Annotated in this window: 16 protein-coding genes; 6 read left to right on the top strand and 10 right to left on the bottom strand. The window is 61.8% G+C overall.

Going from position 1 to position 25814, the window contains the following annotated elements:
* Positions 1-51 precede the first annotated feature (51 nt).
* The 4 genes from CENROD_RS05825 to CENROD_RS05810 all read left to right on the top strand — a co-directional run bounded on the left by CENROD_RS05825 (position 52) and on the right by CENROD_RS05810 (position 6628).
* The gene (locus tag CENROD_RS05825; protein WP_022772508.1) at positions 52-2676 is read left to right on the top strand and encodes a DUF349 domain-containing protein; all 2625 of its coding nucleotides are present in this window, start codon (positions 52-54) and stop codon (positions 2674-2676) included.
* Positions 2677-2783: 107 nt separating this feature from the next.
* Positions 2784-3848: a class II fructose-bisphosphate aldolase gene (gene fba / locus CENROD_RS05820; protein WP_022772505.1), complete on the top strand. Its 1065-nt coding sequence runs from the start codon at positions 2784-2786 to the stop codon at positions 3846-3848.
* 129 nt (positions 3849-3977) lie between these two features.
* Positions 3978-4319, top strand: a complete 342-nt coding sequence (locus CENROD_RS05815; RefSeq protein WP_022772503.1) for a DUF167 domain-containing protein — start codon at positions 3978-3980, stop codon at positions 4317-4319.
* A gap of 101 nt (positions 4320-4420) precedes the next feature.
* On the top strand, positions 4421-6628 hold the full coding sequence (locus tag CENROD_RS05810; RefSeq protein WP_022772500.1) for a protein-disulfide reductase DsbD family protein: 2208 nt from the start codon (positions 4421-4423) through the stop codon (positions 6626-6628).
* A 15-nt stretch (positions 6629-6643) separates the two neighbouring features.
* Here CENROD_RS05810 and CENROD_RS05805 read toward each other — a convergent pair whose 3' ends face one another.
* Complete coding sequence (locus tag CENROD_RS05805; protein WP_022772496.1) at positions 6644-7804, bottom strand: response regulator; 1161 nt, start codon at positions 7802-7804, stop codon at positions 6644-6646.
* Positions 7805-7840: 36 nt separating this feature from the next.
* Positions 7841-12871, bottom strand: coding sequence for a PAS domain-containing hybrid sensor histidine kinase/response regulator (locus tag CENROD_RS12455; protein WP_022772492.1), 5031 nt, complete (start codon positions 12869-12871; stop codon positions 7841-7843).
* 287 nt (positions 12872-13158) lie between these two features.
* On the opposite strand from CENROD_RS12455, the gene CENROD_RS05795 reads away from it, so the two are divergent.
* The gene (locus CENROD_RS05795; RefSeq protein WP_022772489.1) at positions 13159-15027 is read left to right on the top strand and encodes a potassium transporter Kup; all 1869 of its coding nucleotides are present in this window, start codon (positions 13159-13161) and stop codon (positions 15025-15027) included.
* Positions 15028-15093: 66 nt separating this feature from the next.
* Here the strand turns inward: CENROD_RS05795 and CENROD_RS05790 are convergent, their stop codons facing one another.
* Together CENROD_RS05790 and tsaE are read right to left on the bottom strand one after the other, a co-directional pair.
* A complete protein-coding gene (locus CENROD_RS05790) occupies positions 15094-16479 on the bottom strand; it encodes an N-acetylmuramoyl-L-alanine amidase (RefSeq protein WP_022772485.1) in 1386 nt (461 codons plus the stop codon).
* Positions 16476-16979 carry a tRNA (adenosine(37)-N6)-threonylcarbamoyltransferase complex ATPase subunit type 1 TsaE gene (gene tsaE, locus CENROD_RS05785; protein WP_022772482.1) on the bottom strand — a complete coding sequence of 168 codons (504 nt, stop codon included), beginning with the start codon at positions 16977-16979 and terminating at the stop codon, positions 16476-16478. The genes CENROD_RS05790 and tsaE overlap by 4 nt, the downstream gene beginning before the upstream one ends.
* Positions 16980-17092: 113 nt before the next feature.
* On the opposite strand from tsaE, the gene queG reads away from it, so the two are divergent.
* Positions 17093-18349, top strand: coding sequence for a tRNA epoxyqueuosine(34) reductase QueG (gene queG, locus CENROD_RS05780; RefSeq protein WP_051360318.1), 1257 nt, complete (start codon positions 17093-17095; stop codon positions 18347-18349).
* On the opposite strand, the gene CENROD_RS14650 is transcribed toward queG, so the two are convergent.
* The 6 genes from CENROD_RS14650 to CENROD_RS05755 form a co-directional block, all read right to left on the bottom strand.
* Positions 18300-18428 carry a MerR family DNA-binding transcriptional regulator gene (locus tag CENROD_RS14650; RefSeq protein WP_476577876.1) on the bottom strand — a complete coding sequence of 43 codons (129 nt, stop codon included), beginning with the start codon at positions 18426-18428 and terminating at the stop codon, positions 18300-18302. The two genes, queG and CENROD_RS14650, sit on opposite strands and share 50 nt — an antisense overlap.
* A gap of 162 nt (positions 18429-18590) precedes the next feature.
* A complete protein-coding gene (locus tag CENROD_RS05775; protein WP_022772475.1) occupies positions 18591-19508 on the bottom strand; it encodes an Abi family protein in 918 nt (305 codons plus the stop codon).
* On the bottom strand, positions 19505-19888 hold the full coding sequence (locus CENROD_RS05770; RefSeq protein WP_022772471.1) for a type I restriction-modification system subunit M N-terminal domain-containing protein: 384 nt from the start codon (positions 19886-19888) through the stop codon (positions 19505-19507). Before CENROD_RS05770 ends, CENROD_RS05775 begins: the two co-directional genes overlap by 4 nt.
* Before the next feature lie 182 nt (positions 19889-20070).
* Entirely contained in the window at positions 20071-21876 is a 1806-nt protein-coding gene (locus tag CENROD_RS05765) for an ATP-dependent nuclease (protein ID WP_022772467.1), read from the bottom strand.
* A 77-nt stretch (positions 21877-21953) separates the two neighbouring features.
* On the bottom strand, positions 21954-24716 hold the full coding sequence (locus tag CENROD_RS05760; RefSeq protein ID WP_022772463.1) for a DEAD/DEAH box helicase: 2763 nt from the start codon (positions 24714-24716) through the stop codon (positions 21954-21956).
* Positions 24713-25792 (bottom strand): virulence RhuM family protein, encoded by a 1080-nt coding sequence (locus CENROD_RS05755; protein WP_041194168.1) that lies wholly within the window; start codon positions 25790-25792, stop codon positions 24713-24715. Before CENROD_RS05755 ends, CENROD_RS05760 begins: the two co-directional genes overlap by 4 nt.
* Between the last annotated feature and the right edge of the window lie 22 nt (positions 25793-25814).

Below are 25814 nucleotides of genomic sequence, written 5' to 3'. Positions count from 1 at the left end.
TGCTCTGGTGGCATTTTTTCTGCCCTTTCTGGGGTAATTGGGGTAATTCCGATGTTCCCTTTCCATCGCTTTGCTTCGTCTGACGCCGAGACCGATACAGCGCAGGCCGTCACTCCCCCCCATCCTGCCAAGGAAGGGCATCCGCTCGACGAGCTAACGCATGGCGCCTTTTCTGCGGCGACGTCTGCGGAGCGTTTGGCTCGCATTGGTGCGTGGCTGGCCACGGACCCCGGCGCAGAACAGATGCAGCAGGTGTTCCGAGAGCTAAGTGCCAAGGACAAGGGCGCAGCCAAACTGATTCGCGAGCGCCTCGACGACATCCGGCGCGACAAGGCGCAGGGAACCTTGGCCAAGGAATGGGCAGAAAAGGCCGAAGCCTTGCTTGCGATACCGCGTTTGAATTTGGCCGATGCCATGGCGTGGCAGCGCGATGCAGCGCGAGCCAGCGCCCCGCTGGGCCGGGAACCCTTGTCCGGGTTGCGGGCGCGGCTTCAGCAGCGTGTGCAGGTCATCGAAGATTTGCACCACCGGGTGCAAGTGCAGCGGGAAGCTGCCGCCTTGCTCGCGCAACGGATCGAATCCCTATCGACCCGATCCTGGAAAGACGCGGAAGCTGCGCAGGCAGGGCTGGATGTGGACATCGCACGGTGGGATCAAGAGGCAAGCACTTTGGTTGCTGAGCCGGACTGGGCGAGCATTGATCCCCGTTTTCCCCCCATGTTGGCTGCCTCGCAGGAACAGTTGCGTGTCGTGTGGACGGCGTTTCGGGAAGCCCTGGCCATGGCGACGGCAGCCAGTGCCGATGTCGATGCCCCGGTTCCCTACGTTCCCCTGTGGGCGGAGGAGCTTCGTCAGGTGCGCGGTGCGGCGGCCGAGCCTGGGCCAGCCGTCGATCCTGCGGTGCAGGCCCGCGCCGTGGCGGCGACTACCGATGCGTTGAACATTCTGGAAGAAGAAATCGCCCAAGGCCACGGCAAGGCCAGCGCCGGGGCTGCCAATGCCTTGCGCGCTGCGCTCAAGGAACACGGGCGCTGGCTAGACGAAGTCTTGGCTGGCCGTGTACACGCAGCGTTGGGAGCAGCCAGCGAGCTGGAAGGTTGGCAACGTTGGCGTGCAGACCAATTGCGCACGGAGTTGGTGACCAAGGCCCAGCGGTTGTTGCATCCTCCGCAGGGCGAAGCGCCGCTGCAAGGCAAAAAGTTGATGGAAACCCTGCGCCAGTTGCGAGAGCAATGGAAGGTCGTCGACCAGGGCGGAGTGCCCAACCATGCGTTGTGGAGACGCTTCGACGAGGCGTGCAACGAGGCCCATCGCCTCGTCGAGGCGTGGCAAGAGAAGCTCCGCGCCGAAAACGCCGAACACCGCGCTCGGAGGCTGACGTTGATCGAGGAAGTGCAAGCGTGGGCGCGTTCCCGTACCGCCGAGGCCGAGGAAGATTGGAAAGGGGTGTCCCGCACGTTGCAGCAGTTTGCGCTGCGGTGGCAGCAATCCGGCCACGTTTCGGAGAAAACCTTCGCCGAGCTTCAGCCGCTGTGGAAGGCGGCGATGGATGAAGTCGGCGCATCGTTGCGCGCCCGCCAGCACGACAGCCTGGCTGCGCGCAACGCCATGGTCGTCGAAGCCCAGGCGTTGGCTGACGAGGCCGATCTGCGTATCGATGCCATCCGGGCATTGCAGCAGCGTTGGCAAGCGGAGGCAGCGCAGGTGCCGCTGGATCGGCGCTTGGAACAGAAACTCTGGGAGGCCTTTCGCGCCCCGATCGACGCCGCCTTTGCGCGAAAGTCCGCACAGCGCCAGCGCACGCAGGAAGCGATGGGAGAGCGCGACCGCCAAGTGTGCGATGCAGCGCAAGCCGTGCAGGACGCCATTGCCAAGGCCGATGTGCAGGCCATTCGGGCTGCGCTGGCCATGCTGGAAGAATGTGTGCAGGGAGCCGCCGGTGCCGCTGCATCGGATGCGCCCCCCATCGGGCAGTCGGCAGCGTCGCAGTCCCCGGCGGAAGAGGGCCAGTCTGGTGCCGCAGCAATCCCTGCGCGCAAGCCAGTCGTCGCAGTGCGCGGGGACGACCGGCCTGGGGCCAAGCTGGGTGGCGCTCCAGCTCCTGTGCCACGGCGTGGCGCAGGGGGCGATGCGCCGCACGCATCGCGGCGGGGTGCTCCCCCCGTCCGGGGCAAGGAGGAATATCCAGCGCGCACGCGCAGCCCGGAACAGCGCCCTCCCCGGTTGGGAGACACCGCCTTCCGTGCCCAGCGCGATGCGGGCGAACAAGCGCAAATCGCATTGCGCAAGCTGGCCGCGCAGGCGCATGGCGAAGCCCTGATGCAGTTGTTGGGCGCGTGGGAGCAGCGCGATGCCGCCAAGGTGCCCACGGTGCAGGAAATCGGTTCCCGGGTGCATGCAGCAGCGCGTAGCGCTTGGGCGCAAGCCATTGCCTCCGCCCCTGCGGGGGAGGCGGACACCGCATTGCTGCGTATCGAATTGGCAGCGCAGGTGCCCACTCCCGCTGCGCATCTGCCTGCATTGCGCGCTCTGCAATTGCAGATGCTGACCCGTCGCAACGATCCGCCCCCGGCGCTCACGTGGGCGCAGGATGTGTCCGTGGTGCTGGCTTCGGCCTACGACGCCGCTGCCGCGCAGCGCTTGCAGGGCGCGCTCAAGGTGCTATTGCGGCGTTGAAGCACTGCAATGCTGGCGGGTGCGTGCCCACGGCGCGCCCATAGCCTTCGAAGGGCTGGAGGGGACGCTGTTTAGAATCGTTTTTTCCCATTTTTGAAGGATTGACCATGGCTCTCGTTTCCCTGCGCGAATTGCTCGACCACGCCGCCGCCAACGGGTACGGCATACCCGCTTTCAACGTCAACAATCTGGAGCAAGTGCAGGCTGTCATGGCTGCTGCGGACGAAGTCGGCGCGCCGGCCATCCTCCAAGCCAGCGCTGGCGCACGCAAGTACGCCGGGGAGCCTTTCATCAAGCATCTGATCCTCGCTGCGCTGGAGGCCTACCCCAAGGTTCCCGTCGTCATGCATCAGGATCATGGGCAAAGCCCCGCCGTCTGCCGTGGCGCGCTCGACCTCGGCTTCAGCTCCGTGATGATGGACGGTTCGTTGATGGCTGACGGCAAGACCATCTCTAGCTTCGACTACAACGTCCAGGTCACGAGTGAAGTCGTGCAAATGGCCCACGCCATGGGCGCTTCCGTCGAAGGCGAACTGGGTTGCTTGGGCAGCCTCGAAACCGGCCGTGGCGATAAGGAAGACGGTCATGGCACCGATGCCGTGATGTCGCGCGAGCAGATGCTGACCGATCCCGAACAGGCTGCCGAATTTGTCCGCCGCACCCAGCTTGATGCCTTGGCCATCGCCATCGGCACCAGCCATGGCGCGTACAAGTTCACCCGCAAGCCCACGGGCGACATCCTTGCCATCGACCGGATTCGCGAAATCCACGAGCGCATTCCCACCACCCATCTTGTGATGCACGGGTCCAGCAGCGTTCCGCAGGAATCGCTCGAAATCATCCGCCAATACGGCGGGGATATGAAGGAAACCTACGGCGTTCCGGTCGAGGAAATCCAAAAGGCGATCCGCTTCGGGGTGCGCAAGATCAACATCGACACCGACTTGCGCTTGGCCATGACCGCCGCAGTGCGCCAGTACATGGCCAAAAACCCCGAGAAGTTCGACGCACGCGACTGGCTCAAGCCCGCGCGTGAGGCCGCCAAGGCCCTGTGCAAGCAGCGCTATCTCGAATTCGGTTGCGAAGGCCAAGGGCCGAAGATCAAGGGCGATTCCCTCAGCGTCGTCGCTGCGCGCTACCAGCGCGGCGAGTTGGCGCAGGTCGTTCGCTAAAGGGATTCCTTCGTTATAGCGATTCCTGCGGCCACCGCGAATCCAATCGGTCGTTTCCATTGATGACCAGACCGCCCTGGGGATCCCCTCGGCGGTTTTTTTTCGTCCCTGTCTTGGGCTTCCCGTTGTATGCAAGACCGCAAGCCGCCTTCGCCAGCCTGGTGTTCCTGGGACGGCGATACCCTGATGCTCAACGTCCTGGGCCATGCCGGCGCACGGCGCGACGCCATCGGCAAGCCCCACGGCGATGTGCTCAAGGTCAGCGTTGCCGCTGCGCCGGAGCAAGGGCGTGCGACGGAGGCGATGCAACGCTTTCTGGCAGCGCAGTTCGGGGTGCCTGTAGGGAAGGTCGAGCTGGAATTTGGGCGTACCTCGCCGCGCAAGCGCTTCCGCATCCAATGCCCCACGCGCTGGCCTGCCGGGCTGGAGCAGCCGGGTAGGCCGCTGGGGGGGACGGTGCGCGGTGGGTAATTCAACACGCCATGGAAGTAACCAATACCAATAGCCATCACGATGGCACGCAGTACACAAGCGGTCCACGGAGAAATCTAGGTTCACACCAAGGTTTTGCTATGCATTCGTTGTTTGCGCTGCATGGGTATCGTTCCGCAGTCCTGCGCTGGGCGCTGGGGGCGTTGCTATGGGCCTGGGGTTTGTGCGCGTGGGCATCGTTCGCGTTGCGCGGGCCGGTATACGAAACGCCGCAGGTGCGTGCGGAGCTGCTGCTCCATGCCCCGGACGGGGTTACGCCGGGCAAGACGGTGTGGGCGGGGCTGCGCTTGCAGCACCAGCCGGGCTGGCATACCTATTGGCGCAATCCCGGCGATGCCGGGCTGCCGACTGCCTTGCAGTGGACGATCCCTGCCGGGGTGGAAGCGGGAGACATCGTCTGGCCTTTGCCAGAGCGCTTTCTGACGGGGGAGTTGGTCAATTACGGCTACGAAGGCGCCGTGCTGCTGCTTGTGCCCTTGCGCGTGGCCGAGGGCTTCGTCGCGCCCGCTGCGGAATGGGAATTGCGCGTTCATGCAAGCTGGCTGGCATGCCGCAACGAATGCCTGCCGCAGGAAGGGGATGTGCTGTTGCGCGTCCCCGCACAGGGCGCCGTGGTACACGATGCCGCAGCCTTTGCGCACGCCTTGCGACAGCAGCCCGTGCAGAGAGACGTGAAAAAGGACGAGCAGCATCCTGTGCTACAGGACGCAATAAGGGAGGCATCTCAGGAAGCACATCAGGAAGCGCCAAGGGAAGCGCAGGCCATGATGCAGGCCGAGGGCGCGCATCTCAATATGGCCATTCGGGGGCTGCCGCAGGCATGGCGTTGGCAGGAAATCGATGCCTTCGTCGAACCCCCCGGTGTGCTCGAAGCCACGGCCCAGACGCAGCGCTGGCAAGGGGAGGTATGGCGCTCCCGCTGGGTGCGTACCGCTGGCGCAGCGCTACCGCAGACGCTGCCAGTGCTGTTGGTGGCGCAGGTCGAGGGACAGCGCATCGGCATCCGCGTGGCGGCTCGGTCGGGCGCTTTGCCTGTCGATGCACTGCGCACCGCCACCACGCAGTCTTCCTCAATGGGGGTGGGTATTGCCTTGCTGTTCGCATGGTTGGGGGGAATACTGCTCAACCTGATGCCCTGCGTTTTTCCTGTTCTGGCGATCAAGGTCATGCAATTCGCCGGGAACGACAAGCCGTTGCGCGAGCGGGTGACGGCTTCGCTGTTGTACACGGTGGGCGTCGTGGCCACCGTGCTGGCATTGGGCGCGGCGGTGCTGGCGTTGCGCGGGGTGGGGACGACATTGGGGTGGGGGTTCCAGCTTCAGTCGCCCGCAGTGGTGGCTGCGTTGGCGGCGTTGTTCACGGCGATCGGGCTACACCTTGCGGGGGTGTTCGCATTCGGCGCGGTATCGATTGGCGCGGCAGGGCCACCCCGGCAGCGCAGCCGGTATGCGCAGGCGCTGGCTTCGGGCGTGCTGGTCGTCGTCGTCGCATCGCCATGCACGGCGCCGTTTCTCGGTGCTTCGCTGGGGCTGGCGTGGACGTTGCCCACCATGCCTGCTTTGGCCATCTTTCTGGCGCTGGGGGTGGGCATTGCATTGCCTTTCCTGATTTTGGGCATCTTGCCGGGATGGACGCGCTATCTGCCCCGGTCGGGAACGTGGATGCAGACTTTTCGCAGCGCGATGGCCTTTCCGATGTTCGCCACCGTCGTGTGGCTATTGTGGGTTTTTGGCAAGCAGCAGGGTGTGGATGCAGCAGCCTGGCTGCTTGCGGGGCTGCTGGCATTGGCGTGGCTGCTGTGGTGTACGGGGCGTAGGCGCAAGGGGTGGTGGGTCGGCGTATCGATGGCTGTGTTCGCCGTGTTGGCCGCAGTGGGAGGGGGGTGGAAGCAGGCGGTGTTTTCGTCGTCTGCTTCTGCGGATGCGCGGACGGTGGTTTGGGAGGAATGGGCACCATCCCGCGTGGAGGAACGGCTTGCGCAGGGCCAGCCCGTTCTTGTCGAATTCACCGCAGCCTGGTGCGTGATTTGCCAGCGCAATGCCCGCGTGCTGCAAGACCCCGCCGTGGTTGCCGCGATGGCCGGTGGCAAGGTGGCCGCGTTGCGTGCGGACTGGACCAGGCGCGACCCCGCGATTGCCGAAGCCCTGGCCCGGTTGGGGCGCAGTGGCGTGCCGGTGCATGTGCTCTATGTGCCTGGCAGGGAACCGTTGCTATTGCCCGAATGGCTGACCGTGGACAACGTCCGCGCAGCGCTGGCGACGGCGCCGCGTGGGGGAGGCAGTTCGTAGGAGCGCGCTGCCTCGCTACGCTTTGCCTGGTTCCGCGTTTTGCATCAGCGACAGGCTGTTGGCTTTTTTGCGCAGGTCGTCGTCGCTATCGGCAAAGCGGGCGGCGATGGCGAGGAACTCGTTTTGCAGGGCGAGGAACTGGCTGGCGATGTCGGGGTCGAAATGCGTTCCCTGCCCTTCGCGGATGATGGCCACCGCTTTCTCGTGCGGCATGCCTTCTTTGTAGACGCGCCGGCTGATCAGCGCGTCGTACACGTCGGCCACGGCCATCAGCCGGGCGCTTAGGGGGATGTCGTCCCCGCGTAGACCGTCGGGGTAGCCGCTGCCGTCCCATTTCTCGTGGTGGGATTGCGCGATGTCCTTGGCAGTCCGCAAAAAGGCGACCTCCACACCGAGCGAGCGCTCTGCCAGCTCGATGGCCTCGCGCCCCAAGACGGTGTGGCGTTTCATGATGTCGAATTCTTCTGGCTCGAAGCGTCCCGGCTTGAGCAGGATGCGATCCGGAATCCCCACCTTGCCGATGTCGTGCAAGGGGGCGGACTTGAACAGCATCGCGATCATCGCGTCGTCGAGCTGTGCGCTGAAACGGGGGTGGGCGCGTAGGTGCTCTGCCAGGAGGCGCACGTAATGCTGCGTGCGGCGGATGTGGTTGCCGGTGTCGGTATCCCGGGTTTCGGCAAGCGATGCCATGGCAAGGATCGTCACGTCCTGGATGGCGTTGACCTCGCGGGTCCGGCGATCCACTTCCTCTTCGAGAAACTGGTTCTTGTCGCGCAGAAAGTCGCTCGATGCCTTGAGCGAGAGGTGCATCTTGATGCGTTCGAGCAGGATCGGCGGGCTGATGGGCTTGGTGATGTAGTCGACGGCGCCGAGCGTGAATCCCATGCGTTCGTCCTCGACGTCGGACTTCGCCGTCAGAAAAATGACCCGGATGTCGCGGGTGCGCTCGTTGCTCTTGAGTCTGCGGCAGACCTCGTATCCGTCCAGCCCAGGCATCATGATGTCGAGCAGGATCAGGTCGGGAATCGGGTCGCTGGCGGCGATGCGCAACGCTTTGTCGCCATGGTTGGCCACGCGCACGGTGTAGATGTCGCGCAGCAGGCTGTTGACGAGCGAGAGGTTGTCCGGGGTGTCGTCCACGACGAGGACGGTGGGTTTGGGGAGAACGGGTTCCATGGTCGGCGTGACAAGGTGTGGGGAAGGCTGTGCCCATCAACCGATGGAACGCGCTGCACGCAGCGCAGCCAAGGCGGTTTCAAAGTCGAACAATTGGATGGCCTGCTCCAAAGCGGGGTAGTGGGCAGGGAAGGCTGCGCGAAGCAGATCGGCGCTTTCGGCGATGACATCGACAACGCTGGCGTCGTCGAATGCCAGCAGGGATTCGAGCTTGTCGCACACCGTGCGCAGCCGTTCGGCATCGACCACAGGCGGAGCTTGCGTCGTGGCGGGTAGCGCGGTGTCGATGGCTTCGATCAGCCGCAGCAGCAGGGGTTCCCATTGCAGCACTTGCTTCTGCACAAGGTCGACAGTGGCCCCGGCAAGGATGGCTTGTTCGATCTCGGCGAAGGCGGTTTGGAGTTCGTTGGCGCAGATGCTGCCGGCGTTGCCTTTGAGGGTATGCACCATGCGTTGCACGGTGGCGCGGTCTTCGTTGGCGATGGCAGCGGAGCACTGGGCAACCCAGTCGCGATTGCTTTTGACAAAGCGACGCAGCATCGATTCGTAGAGCTGCGTTCGCCCCAAGGCGCGGCGCAGCCCTTTCTGCGTATCCAATCCTTCGATCAGGGGAAAAGCGGCTTTGCCCGTCGACGACGTAGGCCCCTGCGTGACAACCCCTGGGGCCGTGTGGCTGGGCCGGGGCGCTATCCATTTGGGGAGCACGTGCCAGAGCTGATTGGGGTCGAGCGGTTTGGAGATGAAATCATTCATCCCAGCTTCGAGGCAATGTTCCCGGTCTGCGGCCAGGACGCTGGCAGTCATGGCAATGATCGGGAGGGTTGCCGGGGTGTGAATTTTGCGAATCTCGCGCGTGGTGGTAACGCCGTCCATTACGGGCATCTGCATGTCCATGCAGACGAGGTCATAGGTCGAGTGGGACAGCTTGTCGAGCGCATCCTGCCCATTCGGCGCGATGTCAACGAGGAACCCTGCATCGCGCAGCAACTCGCCAGCAACTTCCTGGTTGAGCTCGTTGTCTTCGACGACGAGGATGCGTGCCCCCTTGATCGGGGCCAGTCCCTCCAGCGCCAACGAGGGCGCATCGCTGGCGACCCGCCGCTCTGCCAAGGATTCCCCCAAAAGGCTGACGACGTTGTCGAAGAGCATCGAAGCATTGACCGGCTTGATCAGCACGTGCTCCAGTCCGACATCGGCTGCTGCGCGCAACACTTCCTCCCGCCCGAAGGCCGTGACCATCACCAGGTGCGGGGCCTTGCGCAGCGGGCGTTCGCGCAATCGCAGCGCGACTTCGATGCCGTCCATCCCCGGCATCTGCCAGTCGAGGAAGATGACGTCGAAGGGTTTGTCGGCGATCTCGACTTGGTCCACCATTTGCAGGGCGCGGGCGCCGCCGGGAGCTTCTTCCACCTGCAAGCCCATGACCTCCAGCAGATTGCGCAATACATAGCGTGCGTTATCGTTGTCGTCGACGACAAGGGCGCGCCGACCACGCAAATGCGTGCTGAGCATCCGGTTCGTGGGGTGCGTTTCCCCCCTGTCCATTCGTGCGGTGAACCAGAACGTGCTCCCTTGGCCCGGAGTGCTTTGCACCCCCACCTGCCCGTGCATCAGTTCGGCAAGGCTGCGGGAAATCGACAACCCCAGCCCGGTTCCGCCGTGTTGGCGGGTGATCGACGTATCGGCCTGCTCGAAGGACTGGAACAACCGGGTGCATTGTTCTTCGGTCAGGCCAATGCCGGTATCGCGCACTGCAAAGTAGAGCAACACATCGCTGTCGCTCTGTTCTTGCACCCGCACGAGGACGTCGACTTCCCCCTTGGTGGTGAATTTGATCGCGTTGTTGACGTAGTTGATCAGAATCTGGCTGAGCCGCAGGGCATCGCCCACCAAATGCTGGGGCACCTCGCGGTCGACGTCGAAGAGCAGTTCGAGCCCTTTGGCGGAAGCCTTTTCGCCAAGCAGAACGCTGACGTTGGCGAGTACCTTTTCCAGGTCGAAGGGAACGTGTTCGATGGCGAGCTTGCCTGCTTCGATTTTGGAGACGTCGAGGATGTCATTGAGGATCCCCATCAGGTGCTGGCCCGACTCCATGATTTTTCGGATGTAGTCGCGCTGGCGGGGCAGCAGCTCTGTTTTGAGCAGCAGGTGTGTCAGCCCGATGACGGCGTTCATCGGCGTGCGAATTTCGTGGCTCATGTTGGCCAGAAAGTCGGCTTTGGTGCGTGCGGCGTCTTCGGCCAGTTCCTTGGCGCGCACCATGGCTGCTGCGGCTGCGCGCTCGTCGCTGATGTCGTCGATGATCCACACCGCCCCTTTTTCCGGGGCGCGATGGTCAATGGCGCGGCCCGTCAACCGCGCCCAGAAGGTCGAGTCGTCGAGCCTGCGCAGTACCTGCTCGCGGTGCAGGGATGCACCCTGCCACAGGGTATCGTGCAGCGAATCGTCCCCCAGGGGGTCTGGCTGCCCGGGGGCGCGGCACACGGTTGTGTTTTGTCCTACCAGGCTGCCGTGGGGCCAGCCCAGAATCTCGTGTAGCCGATGGTTGCATCGCACGAATACCATGCCTTGCACCAGCGCCATGCCGGAAGTGGCGCCATCGAAAACGGCGTTTTGTTCTTCGTTGGCGCGGCGCAGCGCATCCGTGGTTTGGGCCAGCGCAAGGGTGCGTGACTCGACCAGGTCTTCGAGGTGCATCCGGTATTCCTCCAGCTCCAGCGACATGCGCTGTTTTTCGGTGACGTTCTCCTTGATCGCGAGGTAGTGGCTAATGACGCCGTCAGGCTGGCGCACGGGGGTGATGTGGGCGAACTCGACGAACTCGCTGCCGTCTTTGCGGCGGTTATGGAGCAGCCCTTGCCAGGCCTCGCCCCGAGTCAGGCATTGCCACATGTCGTCAAAGGTGGATCGCGGCGTTTTGTTGGAGTGCAGCAGACGTGGGTTGGCGCCGAGTACCTCCGTGGCGGAATACCCCGTGTTGAGCGTGAAAGCCTGGTTGACGTACTCGATTTCCGCTTGCAGGTTGGTGATGATGATGCTTTCCGGACTTTGCTCCACAGCCAGATAGAGCTTGCGTAGTTCATCTTCGGTGCGCTGCCGTTCGGTGATGTCTTCCTTGACGGCAACGTAATTGCAGATTCGGCCTTGGGCGTCACGCAAGGGCGTGATGATGGCGAACTCCATGCGTTCGCAGCCTTCCTTGGTGCGGTTGACGAAGTTGCCCATCCATTGCTGGCCTGCGGTGAGGGTGCGCCACATGTCCTCGTACACCGAGCGTGGGGTTTTGCCAGAAGCAAGGAGCCGGGGGTTGTGGCCCAGCACCTCTTCCCGCGAGTAGCCTGTGAGGGAGACGAAAGCATCGTTGACGAATTCGATGCATGCATCAATGTCGGTGATAACGACCGCATGCGGGCTTTGCTCGACGCACAGGCTGATTTTGCGTAGCGCGAATTCGGCTTGCTTGCGCTCGCTGATGTCATCCCACAGCACGACGAGGTATACCTTTCCTTGCCGAACGATGGTGCTGGCGCGGATGAGCACGTCGAGAACGGAGCCGTCCTTGCGGCGGTAGCGGTTCTCGAAAGTGAAAGCCCCCGTGGCGACCACAAGTTGCACCTGTTCCCGTAGCGCATGCGGGTTGAGGTGGGCCTGAAAGTCGCTGAGGTACATCGCCAGCAGCTCTGCGCGGGTGTAGCCCAGCAGCGCGCAACATGCGTCATTGGCCAGGACGATGCGCAGGCTTTCGGCATCGATAAGGTTGATGGCGTTGCCGGCGCGATTGACGATGGCGTGAACGAGTGTTTGGGATTCGATCTCGCTGGCGCGTACCGCACGCAATGCCAGCGTTTTGTGTAGCCGAATCGCCAGTGCGTCGAGTAGCGCCCGTTCTTCCGGCAGAAAGGGTGCGCCTGCATCCGGGGGCAAAGCACCCAGGTAGGCAATGTGCAGACGGCTTGGGGGCACCCCATCGCACCCGCCGAATTCGACGGACAGACGCTCGTCCGTATCGAGCACGGCGCGGTCTCCGAGCACCGTCCCGTCGCGATCCAGACAGGCCGCAGCAAGGTGGGGGAAGCGCATCCCGCCGGGGAGGCGTTCGAGCACCAGCGTCAGCAAGGCTTCGTCGGACAGGTCATCGCGTTCGGTCAGGCGGGCCACATCGTGGGAGCAGGACAGCTCTTTGATCCGTTCCCTCAGGTTGGTTTCTGCGGTGTGGCGTGCGTCGATCGTGTCCCGGAACGTCAGTACGGAGCGGGCCAGTTCGCGAAAGATGTGCCGTGCATCGCGGGCAATGCGTTCTACGTCGATGAGCGCGGACGAATCCACGCGGTGGTTTGCCATATCCAGCAATGCTTCGGCCAAGGTCGCAATTTTGCGCACCATTTGCCGGGCTACGGCAGCCCACAGCAGCAGCAGGGCGACGAGCAGCAGCGCGGCGCTGACTCCAAGCCGCGTGAGGAGCGTGGTGAAAGACCGCGCCTGGACTTCGTTGCGCCGGGCCATCGCCTTGGTCAGGTCTTGGGCCAGGCCTTGGTTGCACGCAGTCAGCGAAAGAAAGTGCTGCCCGGCGGTAAAAGCATGCTGCATCGACGTGGAGCGGTCTGTCGATGCTGCCTGCAGGGCTTGCAGGATGTGGGTGTGGTACCGGTCGAAATCGCTTTGCGCGTCGAGGATTGCACGGTGGGGCGCATTGGGCTGCTGCATTCCCCACAACTGGGGTTGCAGTGTGCGCAGGGATTGCGAGATCGATATGCGAACCTCGTCAAGGCGAGCTGGGGTGGCGTTCCCGGCGACGACGGTATCAAGGGTGCGCGCAGCCAGCTTTTGCACCGTTGCCAGTTCTTGGACGAAACGCAGATTCGCCGCGACGTATTGCGCGTCGGCCTCTTGCTCTAAGGCAAATTGGCGCAAATCCCGCTGCATGCTGTGGATGGACGCCATGACGACGGCGCCCGCAAGCAACATGCTCCCCAGCGCCGGAGCAAGCAGCAGGAAGAGGAAGGGGGACAGCGCACCCTTGGTAGGTGCAGGGGGCTGCGTGGAGCGCGGAGGGGGTGTGGTGCGCATCGTGCCCAGCGTGCAAGGGGTGGAGTGTGCCGAAGTCTTTGCCTGTATTCGACAGCGCGGGCGGGAGACGGAAACATTCTAGGAGCCGGTGGGTCAGATGACGGGCTATCGCGACTTCTGTCGTTCCCACAGCGTGAGAGGATGCACGGAAGTGCGGTAGACGTTGTGGGAGCGACGGGAGTCGCGATGCAGCGCTGTAGCAAGGCCCGGGGTTCCCAGGCAGGGGTGGCGCACAATCCGGCTCCCTTTTTCCTGCATACCCGGCACAACGCGCCGGGCCTGAAGCGGTGTCTATCCAGAAAAGCTCTCTCGGTGCGCTGACGCTCGGCGCCGTTGGCGTGGTGTACGGCGACATCGGGACGAGCGTCCTGTATGCCGTCAAGGAAGTGTTTGGTTCCGGCCATGTGCCGTTCCACCACGACAACGTCCTGGGAATCCTGTCGATCATCTTCTGGACGTTGACGTTCATCATCTCGATCAAGTATGTCGCGCTGGTTTTGCGCGCCGATAACCATGGCGAAGGCGGCCTTGTCGCGATGCTTTCGCTGGCATCGCAGTCGGTGCAGGACAAACCGGCGGTGCGCAAGGTATTGATGCTGGTCGGTGTATTCGGCACCTGCCTTTTCTATGGCGATGGGGTCATCACACCGGCCATTTCGGTGTTGTCTGCCGTCGAGGGGCTGGAGATCGTTTCCCCGGCATTCCATTCGGCGATCTTGCCGTTGACGCTACTGATTCTGTTGGGATTGTTTGCCGTGCAGAAGCGCGGCACGGCCGACATTGGCCGTTTTTTCGGCCCAATCATGTGTATATGGTTTGCGGCGATTGCCGTGCTGGGGGTGGTACACATTGCCCATACGCCGGAGGTCCTTTGGGCTGTGGGGCCGCAGTACGCGCTGCGCTTTTTGCTGAACCAGCCGATGACGACTTTTCTGGTCCTCGGCGCTGTCGTGCTTTGCGTCACGGGGGGGGAGGCGCTCTACGCCGACATGGGGCACTTTGGCCGCAAGCCGATTCGCCTTGCGTGGTTTGCGCTGGTGATGCCCGCGCTCGTGCTCAATTACTTTGGGCAGGGGGCGCTGTTGTTGCAGGACCCCTCTGCCGTCAAAAACCCGTTTTTCATGATGGCTCCGTCGTGGGCGCGGTTCCCGATGGTCGGACTGGCCACGCTGGCGACGGTGATTGCCTCGCAAGCGCTGATTACCGGCGCGTTTTCCGTGACCAAGCAGGTCATCCAGCTCGGATATTTGCCGCGCTTTCAGGTTTGGCACACCAGCGTCAAACAGGCGGGGCAAATTTTCATGCCCTTCGTCAACTGGGGGCTGTTCGTCGCCATCGTCCTGGCGGTGCTGCTGTTTCGCTCCTCCAGCAACCTGGCGGCAGCCTATGGTGTTGCGGTCACGTTGGACATGCTGATCACCACCGTGCTGACGTTCTTCGTCGTTCGCTATACGTGGGGGTATCCGCTGTGGCTGTGCATTGGTGCAACGGGGGTGTTTTTTCTCGTCGACCTGGCGTTTTTCTCGTCCAACCTCATCAAGCTGGTCGATGGGGGCTGGTTCCCCTTGCTGATCGCTGCCGGGGTGTACACCGTGATGCTTACGTGGAAGGACGGCAGGCGGTTGATACGCAAGAAACTCAAGGAACATGCCATCGATTTGCAGAGCTTTCTCGAAGCCATCTTCATCAGCCCCCCGGTGCGGGTTCCCGGTACCGCTGTGTTTTTGACTGCCGAGCGTGGAACGGTGCCCAACGCCTTCTTGCACAACCTCAAGCACAACAAGGTGTTGCACGAGGTCAATTTGTTCGTGACCGTACACCACCACGAGGTGCCGTGGATCGGGATGAACAAGCGCATCGACGTAGAAGCGCTGGGGCACGATTGCTGGCAAGTCGTTGTTCACTACGGCTACAAAAACGACCCCGACCTGCCCAAAGCCTTGCAAATGCTGCAATGCCTGGGGCGTGAGCTGGAACCGATGACGACGAGCTATTTCCTCAGCCGCGACACGGTCTGCCCCACCCCTGGGGGCGGCATGGCGCAGTGGCGGGAAAAAATCTTCGCCCAGATGCACCTCAACGCCAGCGCTGCGGCAGACTTTCTGAACCTGCCGAGCAATGCCGTCGTGGAGCTTGGCGGCAAGATCGAGATTTGATACGGCACGGTGCATCCCCCAACGCGGGGAGATGCCCGGCGCTTCAGTAGACGTTGTAAGGAGCGACTACACCACCCGGTCACGCGCTGTGGGGGGGCGTTGGGCGAAGTAGCGTTGGATCGACCGGAAGATTGCCTCCGCAAGCCGTTCTTGGAAGGCTTCATTGTTGAGCTGTGCTTCCTCGTCGGGGTTGCTCAGAAAGGCGGCTTCGACGAGCACGCTCGGAATGTCCGGCGCACGCAGCACGGTAAAACCTGCTTGTTCGACCATCGGCTTGTGCAGCGTGCCCACCTTGCCGATTTCCCCCAGCATCGTCTGCCCTAGCAGTAGGCTTTCCCGAATCTGCCCCGTCGTGCTCAGGTCGAGCAGGGTGCGCGTGATGTGTGCATCCTTGGCTTGGACATTGATACCGCCGATGAGATCGGCCTGGTTTTCCCGCGCTGCCATCCACCGCGCTGCCGCGCTGGATGCACCGCGCTGGCTCAGCACGAAAACGCTGGCTCCCTTGGGGCGCGGGGTGTAGAAGGCATCGGCATGGATGCTTAGGAACAGGTCTGCCTGCACGCGGCGGGCCTTGCGCACCCGCACGTGCAAGGGGACAAAGTAGTCCCCGTCGCGAACCAGGTACGCCCGCAAGGGGTTGCCGTCGATGCTCGCGGTGTTGATCCGTTCACGCACGCGGCGCGCCAGTTGCAGCACTACGTCTTTTTCCCGCGTTCCCCTCGGGCCGATGGCACCGGGGTCTTCGCCGCCATGGCCGGGGTCGAGCGCAACGATGACGAGTCGGCGCGTGCCGGAGCGGGCAGGCCCCTGCGGCGCGGGGCGCGAAGCCGCTTTGGTGCTGCGCTGCGCGAGCAAATCCATCAAATCGGCGGGTTCTGACATCGCCTGCCGGGGGGCCGTCGCGGCGCTGGATCGACGCGCCATCCATTCCCCCAGCGGGTCCGTGGAAGGGGCAGCGGAAGGGGCAGTGGATAGGCTGGCCGATGGCGTGGTGTCGCGCTGGTGTTCGGCAATCAGCGCTTCGAGCGGGTCGGCCACCTGCAAGGGGTATAGGTCGAAAACCAGGCGATGCCGGTATGCAGCCACCGGGGACAGCGTGAACACCTGCGGCGCGACGGGCCGCTTGAGGTCTACGACCAACCGGACGATGCCGGGGCGGAATTGGCCGACGCGAATCCCCAGAATCGTCGGGTCGGAAGGGACGACCTTGGCGACGATCTCGCGCAGCGCGGCATCAAGCGCGAGGCCGGGAATATCGACGGCCAGCCTGGGCGGATTCGGGACGAAATGCTGCGTAAAAAAGAGCTGTGTATCCGTCTCGATCGTCACGCGCGAGTAGTCTTCCGCAGGCCATATCCGCACGGCCAAGATCGCTGCCCCGTGCACGATGTGCTGCGTTCCTAGCAGCAGTGCCAGGGTACCGCCTTGCAACAACGTGCGGCGCTTCATGGTGGTGCAGAGTTGCCGGGCGCGGCCGCAGCGCGGAGCGTTAGCCCCAGCGGGGTGTAGGCGCGAAGGGTGGCTTGCCGGGCGTCTGCGTCGAGGGCCTCGATATCGATGGCCAGATCGGGCAAGGGCAGCGCGGCGTGCTGTGGCCATTCGACGAGGTGCAGGCCCGGCGCGGCAAGCAGCTCGCGCAGCCCGGCGTCTTCCCATTCGGCGGGGTCGCTACAGCGGTAGAAGTCGAAATGCCAGGCGCGTAGGTCGCCCACTTCATAGGGTTCGACGACCGCGTAGCTAGGGCTTTTGATAGCGCCACGCACCCCCAGCGCACGCAGCAGGTGCCGCGCCAGCGTCGTTTTGCCGGCGCCCAGCCCGCCGAATAGATGCACCGTCGCGGTGCGCAGCGCCTCGCAACCCGCCAGGGCGACGGCAAAACGCTGCGTGGCGTTTTCATCGGGCCAGTGCAGGGTGCAAGAAGGAGGGAGGGGGGAGGAAGGGATGCGCACTACCGGGATGCTGGACGGAATTCTGGACTGCCTACACTCGTTCGATGACTGTGGCTGTGACTGTGCAAGTCGCGAAGCGGCTGCTCGAAGTTCCCCTCGCCTGTACCGTTGCCATGTCTCCCCTCCAACGCAGTGCATTGGTCTCGAATTTGAAGGGGTGGGGGAGGGAGTTGGGTTTTTCCCGCACGGGCGTGGCGGGGGTGGATCTATCCGGGGCACGGCAAGGATTATCGGCATGGCTTGCCGCCGGGTTCCACGGGGATATGGCCTACATGGCGCGCCACGGGCTGGCGCGCTGCGAGCCGCAAACGCTATTGCCCGGCGCACGGAGTGTGGTGCTTGCGCGGATGGACTATCTGGACGTGAACGCCACCCCCGGTTGGCCAGAGGCCGCCCGGGAGCGCCTGCGCCAGCCCTTGCAAGCCAGCATCGCGCTGTATGCGCTGGGGCGGGATTACCACAAGGTAGTGCGCAGCCGTTTGGAGCAGTTGGGGCGCAGGGTTGTTGCCGAATGCGCAGAGTGCGCCCGCAGTGCCCATTGCACCCCATGCCTGGAATGCGCCGAACGCAACCCCGTGCGTTACCCCGTGCGTTACCGCGTCGTTTGCGATTCCGCGCCGATCCAGGAAGCGGAACTGGCCGTGCGCAGCGGCCTGGGGTGGCGCGGGCGGAACACGCTGATCGTCGATCGCGATGGAGGGTCGATGTTCGTGCTGGGGGCGTTGCTGCTCGACATTGCATTGCCTTGTGAGGAACCCGTGGCCCCCCGTTGCGGAAGCTGCCACGCCTGCATTGCTGCGTGCCCGACGCAGGCGCTCGTCGCCCCCTATCGGCTCGACGCCCGGCGTTGTCTGGCGTACCTCAGCATCGAACACCCGGGGCCGATCCCGGTCGCGCTACGCAGCGCGATGGGCAACCGCATCTACGGTTGCGACGACTGCCAGCTTGCCTGCCCGTGGAACAAATTCGCCCGCCCCACCACGGTGCCGGACTTTGCGGTGCGGCCCTGGCTGGCAGGGCGTACCTTGCTCGAACTGTGGGAATGGGACGAAGCCACCTTTCTGCGCAACACCGAAGGCAGCCCCATCCGCCGCATCGGCCACGAACGCTGGCTGCGCAACCTGGCCGTGGCGCTGGGCAATGCCTTGCGCGGCGTGCAGGGGGCATCGACGCAGGGGGAATTGGTGCAGGGGGCATCGGTGTCTGGCATCCCCGTAGCAGCGCGCTGGGATGCGCTGCGCCAGGCATTGGCCTCTCGCGCGGAGCATCCCAGCGCGCTGGTGCGGGAGCATGTGGCGTGGGCGTTGGAGGGGGGTACGGCTATATGGGGGAATGCGGCTGCCCTCCCGGCGTGTGTTCGTCCGGGATGAACTTGCCCTTACGCTCCCAGCACAGCAGCGTTGGCGCTGCGACATCCAAGAATTCGGCGGCTTCGTGGATGCTGATCATGGTGCGTGTCTAGGCTATGGGGTCTCCAGTGCTTGCGTTGCTAGCCAACTGCTGTTGCGCATGCACTGCCGCAAAGAGCGTGGTCGGCGGGGTTCTGTCGATCCGGATGACGGTAAGAAATTCGAGCAAAGGCTTCGATCTCACTCCAGTGATAGATCTGATTTATGGTGTGTTCTCCTGCCAGATTGCCATCTGCTCCCAGCCTGCCGGGAAACCCATGTCCGCCACCGCAATCTGTGGCGTGGTCTGAATCAGCGCCTTGAGTCGCTGCCGCCAGGTGGAGGCAGGGCTGATCACACTCATCAGGTAAGCGAGCATGGTCAGGGTGTTGTAGATGCGGCGGTCTTGGGCCGGGTGGAATTGCTCCGATAAGTTGGCTGGTTTCTTGCCGGGAATCTGCATCTTCAGTGACAGTTTGCGGTTCCATACCCTGCCATGGTGGGCGCAGTGGTTGCGCACGATGGTGAGGTGGTGGGCAAAGGACACCAGCACTTTTTCATCCAACCCATAGGCATCGGCAATGGTCTGCCGGTCTTTGGGAATGCGAAGATTTTGCAGCCAACGCGAAAGGTGGCCCAGCGTCATCAACTCGCAAGCTACCCACAGCGGCGGGCTGGGCAACTGCGGGTACTGGCTGCGGTAGTGTTCGGCAAAGGTTTCGCGGCTGCGGGCGTATTCCTTGGCCAGCTCGTCGTGGCTTTGTTGCCACAGATTGGCCTTGGCGAAATGACTGACATCTTCGTGGGCAAACGGGCCGTAGCGTAGGCTGAGCACGTTGGCTAGACGAGTGCGCAGAGAGATTTCCACCCGCTCGATAGCATCAATCAGCAGTAGGCGCAATTCGCGGTCGAAGTCGTAAATGGCCAAGACGGTGGCGAAGTCGGCTCCGGCAGCAAAGGCGTGGTCATCGCCGTTGCTCGCCGCCTGCTCGAAGGGCAGCCAGTAGGCACGCAGGCGGTAGTAGTTGATGTGGGTAAGGTGCTGCTGCGCCTGTGTGCGGTTGGCAATGCGCATGCCGCGCCGGATGAGCAGGTGAACTTGCTGATCAGTGGTCAGCGCCTGCTTGCCGTACTGGTTCATTGGCAGGCCCTGGCAGCCCAAACAGCGGGCACAAAAAACCCGCCAGAACGCGCAGATGTTTGCAGCGTGGCGGGGTTGTGACCGGGCTTGCGCCCGTGGCGAAAGCCCAAAAAATAACCCCCCTGGTGCGCATCGTGGAGAGGCGTGGGGGGTGTTGTTGAAAATGATTGTACGCAAAGCCATGGCCTTGCGCCAGCAAAAACCGGGCTGCAGAAACGCAGGTGTTCCGGGGTGGACAGGCGGACGTTCCGTTCGCGGTCCACGTGCTTGAGGCAGTCCAGAAACACCTTGCGGTATTCATTGCGCTTATACGGCCCGCGAAGCAGGTTGCAGATACTCCAGATGTCATTGGCAATTTGATGGTGGGTGTCGGTATTCATTCGCTCGTTCCGTATGATGGTCCCGGTAGTTTGGACAGTTACCGGGGGGAATAAGAACCTATTTCAGTCCACTTTACACAACGCCCGGGACTCGTCCCACTCGGCATTGGTGCCAGACAGCCAGCCATCTTCGGTGAATATTTATTCCAGGAAACTCTCGAAGGCTTTGTCGTTGGTTGTGCTCATGGAACCCCTTCAAGCGCCTCAGGTTGACCAGAGATGCGGAACAACTCCACCAGCAAATCAAGCTTTTCAACTACCTCAAACGAAATAGACTGCGGGTTGACGAATGGCACCAAACGGTGCAATTCACCTTTTTTGAGCAACATTGGGCTATGGAGCTGGTCTGCCAACCGGCGGAAGAACTCTTCGGCAAATGCGCTGAGTTTGCGCCGCTCGGTCTTGGCTTCCCAAAGCACACGCGCCACTTCAGGCGCGGATTGTTTCCAAGCTTGGAAGTCTGCTTCCATGCCATCAAACACTTGCTCCCAAATCAATCTATCGAGCACCGCATCAATATCTTGTTGGAAACCGCCAAACAGTTCCATATCCGCATAGTGGGTACGTGCGTAATTGCGCAATACATCGGGCGTGATGAAATAGTTTTCAGCCTCGTAGCGCTTCCAATAGCTGATTTGTAGCGGGCCATCTTGTCTACCATTGCGACTCCGCCCATCGTTGTCCAAAATGGCTAGGCCTTGGAGTTGTGGCAACAAGTTGCGCAACCCATTGAAGTGCTGTTGAGGCGTCACGCCAAAACCGCCTTCTACCCGTTCCAGCTCGGCATTGAGGTCTTGATCCGGGTAATTGTTTTGTACGTAAAACGAGTTGATGCATTCGTCCCAAAACTGGGCCGCCGCGTGGTTCAGCCGTTCGGCCAAGGCACGCAACATATCCACATCGGTGCTCCCCTCTACGTACAGCACATAGCCACGCTCGCGAGCTTTTACATAATGCGCAGTGCCAAAGAGTTTGAGACTGTTGCGAATATCGCTTTTCTTGGCCAAATCATCCGCTCTGCCATCCAGAAGCAAGGTCAGGTTGTTGTCAAGCGCTTCGTCCAGAATCACCTCGGAATGGGTGACCATCACTACCTGTGAGGCATTCTCACTGGCAATGTCGCGCAATAGCACATACACCTGCTTTTGCCGCAATATTTCCAAATGGGCATCAGGTTCATCCACCAGCAACACGCTGCCCTTGTGTGAATACAGGTAGGCAAAAATCAGCAGCATTTGCTGGAAGCCCCGTCCGGAAGAAGATACGTCCAGCGTCTCCTTGACGCCAGGTTGACGGTATTCCAGTGCAATGCTGCCGCGTGTGGTTTCCTTGGGTGCAGCCAGTTCCACGTTGAAAAGCCGCTTCATCAGACTGGTCACACGCTGCCAATCGTCGGCAGACTTGCTCAGCACCATCAAGCACAGGTTACGCAATACCTGCGCCGTTTGTCCCTGCCCTAATAGAACGTCGATACGGCCCGGCTGAAGCAAGGGTTCCTCCGTTTCCAGGCCGGACATTGGATACAGCAATTCCACCTTCAGCGTGGCGGCATGGCATAGCAGCTCCACATTGCCGACGATGCCAGGATCGGGTGAGCAATAAACCAGTTCATCGCCATGGTTCCGAAAACGCATGCACAAAGCCACTACTTCGCCTTGGAATTCGACCCCCACGGTGATGATCAGCGGAATGTCTTTGTTGCCCGTCCGTACCTGCGTGTTGTGCCAGAAAAACCGTGTGCGCTGCACGGGAACTGCGACGATGTTCAACCGATTGATCGAGGTTGCGGTGCGTTCTTTGGCTGAGGAATCCTTGCGCACGTCGTACCACGTTTTGACCGCCTGCGACCACAGCGCCAGCGCTTGCATGGCGCTGGTTTTGCCGCAGTTGTTGGGGCCGATCAGCACTGCGGGATGATCCAGTTCAATACGTTGCTTGTCACCAAAGCGTTTGAAGTTTTCGATTTCTAGATAGTGCAGCAGGCGCATGGCTCAGGGCTTCGTAGTTTGTTCAAAGTGGCGCACGTCAATTTTGCAAGTGACGGCGGAGGTGAGAAGGGCTGCCATCAATCCTTCACCTCGAACCGCAAAAAATCGATAAGCCGCCGCGATTCATGGACTTCATCGTGGGGGATCAGCAGGTATTTCCACGGTTTGCCGCCGACGCTTGCGGTGAAGTGGGCAGCATGTTTGCTCCACTGCACGGCAGCGGCGGCCTTGGCCTGCACTTCTTGCGTGTGGATATCGCTGTGCGCCTTGGTTTCGACCAGGAAGATCGTCGAATCGGTTTCTGCCACGAAGTCCGGGATGTATTCCGGCTGCTCGGTGCCCAGCTTGTAGAAGATCTGGAACTGTCCTTTGGCGGGTTTGCACCATTTGCTGGCATCGCGTTCCAGAATGATGGCAAAGCGCCGCTCGGTGTCTGAATCGAATTTCTGTAGCGGATACAGGCAGCGTGCGAAGCCACCGAACAGCATTTGCTTGATGCGGCTGGTCTCGGCAACGGTTCCGCGGAAATGGTGCGCCGTCTGGCCTGCCGTGGCGGTGTAGTGGCAAGGTTTCAGTTGGGTGAAACCGCGATGAACCTGTACCTCGTACCCGGTGGCCTGTTCCCAGCAGTGCGCCATCATCTGCGCGTGGATTTCCCGCGCAATCCAACGCCGCTCCCGATCCAGCACGCTAATCGTCTCCTCCACCGTCAGGTAGCTTTGCAGGTGCCGCACCATCTGGCCCGCAAGGTCATAGAGCAGGGCGGCGTGGGTGACGTAGTCGATATCGTCAAAGTCCACCAGGGCGTGGACGATGTAGTCCTCGGGGCGTTGTTCCTGGATGCCGATTCCGGTCGCCAGCGTGTCCTGCTCGTTGGTGTGCAAGTTTTGGATCACGATTTCCCGCCTACCGGGCTGCAGGTGAAGCTGTTGCACATCCAGCGTGAATGGGTGAAAGCCTGTGGTGACATCGCCTTTCGGCACCACGGCGATACGCGGAATATCGATGGTTTGCTGCACCACGATCTCGGTCGTCTTTGCGACCACGGCAGACAAATCCCATGCAGGCGCGGCTTCGTCCACGCCTGCCAGCAGATTGCCCGTTGTTCCTGCGACAGGTTTCAGGCGTTCGGCCACTTCCGCAACGATCATGCGCTGCACCTCGGGCATCCGTAGCGCAGCACTGGTCGGAACCAGATCGCGTTGGACCTCGTACGTGCCAATGACATCCATCGTCACACGGGCGGCCTCTTTTTCCGCTTCGGTGGCAAACACTGGCGCGTGGGTTGGCGCCATGCATGGTTGCGTGACGCTGCCGCCAGTCGTCTTGTTGGCGATGGCAGGGGAAACCACTGGAGCTTCCGCCAGCCCCAACCGCGCCATCGTGTTGGAACCGACTTGCACACTCACTGTCCTGTCGTCCGCAGAAGGTGCGTCGAGGATGAGCTGCTGTAGGCGGATCGGCGAATCGCCACGATTGGCCTCGTCGATGATCTCCTGAAACTTGTCGTGGGCGACGATGTGCAGCCGATCCACTGCTGCAACACCGGTGCGCTTGCCATAGGGCAGGCGTAAGCCGCGACCGATGCTCTGCTCGATCAAGGTACGGGCGTTGGCCGCACGCAGCGGCACGATGGTGTACAGGTTGGTCACGTCCCAACCTTCTTTGAGCATATTGACGTGGATGACGATCTCAGTCGGCTCATCGACGCTTTCCACCGCCAACAGGCGCGTGACCATCGCTTCCTCTTCCGCGCCGGTGCGGCTGGAATCGACCTGAATCACTTTGTTCGCATAACGGCCCTCGTAGAAGGCATCAGACTGGATCAACGCCTTGAGTTGCGCCGCGTGCGTGGTATCACGCGCTATCACCAGCATGAAGGGCTTGACCACTGGCACACCGTTTTCGCGGGCGTAGGTCAACAGTTCCACTTGGGTCGTTTCATGCAGCCGCACGCCGTCTTCCAGCTTGATCTTCTCGATGTCTTCCGGCGTATGCGCCGAGGCCGAGAAGTTGCGCTGGGTCACCACGGCAGGCGCTTTGACAAAGCCATCTTCCATGGCCCGCGCCAGCGGGTAGTCCATCACCACGTTTTGGAAGGGAACCGGCCCCTTGGTCGATTCGACGAATGGCGTAGCGGTCACCTCCAGGCCCAACAGGGGCTGTAGCTCATTGATCGCCCGCATTCCGGCTTGTGCGCGGTAGCGATGCGATTCGTCCATCAACAGCACCAAATCGGGCAGGTTGGCCAAGTGGTTGAAATAGCTGTCGCCCAGCACCTCGCGCATGCGCTTGATTCGCGGCTCCTTGCCGCCACGCACTTCCGAATTGATCTTGGAAATATTGAAAATATTGATGCGCACATCATGGGCAAAGCCTATGGCATGGTTATCCACCGCCATGCCGGTCTGGTCGTAGTTATCGCCGGTAATGACCAAGGGCGGTTGTTGGGCAAATTCGGCAATGCCCTTGAATACGTATTTGGGCGTATTGCGCGTGAAGTCGGTAATCAGCTTGTTGTAGATCGTCAGGTTAGGTGCCAGCACAAAGAAGTTGCGGATGCCATGCGCCAAATGCAAATAGGCGATGAACGCCCCCATTAGCCGAGTCTTTCCCACACCCGTGGCCAGCGCAAAACACAGCGAGGGGAATTCGCGCTCGAAGTCCGCAAGCGTCGGAAATTCGGCCTGCAACGTGGACAGAATGGCCGAAACGTCCCGCTCTTTGGCCAACAGCTCTGGCGATGCCTCCAGGGCGCGAACCAGCCGGGAAAGGGATTCGGACTGGGGTTGGCGCAGTGATAAACGACCGGTAATATGTTTTTGTAAGTGTGCGCTCATGTCTGCTCCCCTTTTTTCTTATTCGGTAATGCTTTCCTGCTTTTCTGAAATTGGTTGACCGATTGCGCGATGGCGGCTTCAAAATCCCGCTCCACTGGCGATGGCAGATTGCGAACCTGAGCCTGATATTCGGCATACGCTGCCTGTGCTTTCGCCAGCGCCGTATCGGCAGACACCTTGCCTGTGTGGGTCAGAATGTCCTTGCGGGTCATGCGCAGGAAGTTATCCAGCTCCTGCGCCCAGTCGCGCATGGTCATCGGTTGGTGCGACTGAGCTTGAAGCTCCGCCACTTCAATGTACGCGGTGACAATGCGGTTGAGCGTGTCCAGTTCTTCGGCATTGAGGTAGTTTTTCGCGATGCCCACATCCGTTTTGCGTACCGGAGCACCTTGACTGGCCCCCGCCCAATTCGTCAATCCCATGTTCGGCGCTTGTGCGTCCACTCGTTGCATGATCAGTTCCGCCGCCGTATGGCCATGCGCTGCCCAATGCATCTTGTTTTGCACAGTGGCGAAGAACTGTTGCGAGGTTTCTGTGTGCGGGGCGTAATCGATGCTGGTGGCGTAGATGTCCAGCACTTTGCGCCAGAACACCTTTTCCGAAGATCGGATGTCGCGGATGCGTGCCAGCAGCTCCTCAAAATACTCCGCGTCGTCGCCACGCTTGAAACGCTCATCGTCCAGCAATACGCCCTTGGATAGGAATGCCTTGAGCTGCTCTGTGGCCCAACGGCGGAATTGCGTACCGCGATGCGATTTCGCCCGGTACCCCACCGCCAGCACCACCTCCAGGTTGTAATGCTTGAGGCTGCGGTGTACCTGCCGTCCACGCTCCATGCGAACTTGTAAGTACGGCTTACACGTTGCATCTTCCTCCAATTCCCCAGATTCGTAGATGGCGCGGATATGTTGCGTGATGTTCTGCGATGAACACTGGTACAGCTCGGCCAGTTGCGTCTGAGTTAGCCAAATACTGTCCTCGTGAAAACGCACCTGCACCCGCGTCTGGGCATCTGCCGTTTGGTAAAGCAGGAACTGGCCTTGTCCGGCAATGGAGGCAGCGGACTGCTGTCCCATTTCGCCTGCTTTCGCAGACGGG

It is taken from the genome of Candidatus Symbiobacter mobilis CR, from assembly GCF_000477435.1.
Taxonomy (GTDB): domain Bacteria; phylum Pseudomonadota; class Gammaproteobacteria; order Burkholderiales; family Burkholderiaceae_C; genus Rhodoferax; species Rhodoferax mobilis.
The sequence above is the reverse complement of the archived record's forward strand: the minus strand, read 5'-3'. Positions and strand labels throughout refer to the sequence as shown.